This window comes from Pseudomonas asplenii (genome assembly GCF_001293465.1).
GTDB classification, from domain to species: Bacteria; Pseudomonadota; Gammaproteobacteria; order Pseudomonadales; family Pseudomonadaceae; genus Aquipseudomonas; species Aquipseudomonas fuscovaginae_B.
The window spans coordinates 1-452 of the sequence record NZ_JSYZ01000039.1; the positions used below are offsets into that span (position 1 = coordinate 1).

Annotated in this window: 1 rRNA gene; it reads left to right on the forward strand. The window is 38.3% G+C overall.

Annotated elements, in window-relative coordinates:
- Nucleotides 1–452, forward strand: a 23S ribosomal RNA gene (locus tag PF66_RS32495); the annotation flags it as partial.

The following is a 452-nucleotide window of genomic DNA, read 5'->3' on the forward strand; positions in this document are numbered from 1 at the left end:
CCGTGAGTCGGAAGCGGGGTCTGGTTTTTCTTTTTGGTTTTAAGGCCCGAGTTTTTCGGGCCGATTCGGGCGGAAGATATTGTCAGGTGGGGAGTTTGGCTGGGGCGGTATATCTGTTAAAAGATAACGTAGGTGTTTTAAGATGAGTTTAACGAGAATAGAAATTTCGTGTGGAATAAAAGGGTAAAAGTTCGTTTGATTTTGATTTTCAGTACGAATACGAACCGTGAAAGCGTGGTTTATCGATTTTTTAGATTTTCGGAGTTTGAAGTTAGAGGTGTCAGAAAAGTTATTACAGGGATAACTGGTTTGTGGTAGTTAAGCGTTTATAGCGACGTTGTTTTTTGATTTTTCGATGTCGGTTTTTTTTATTATTGTGAAGTAGAATTTATTAAGTGTTGGATTGTTTATTTATTAATAGGGAACGTGAGTTGGGTTTAGATCGTCGTGAG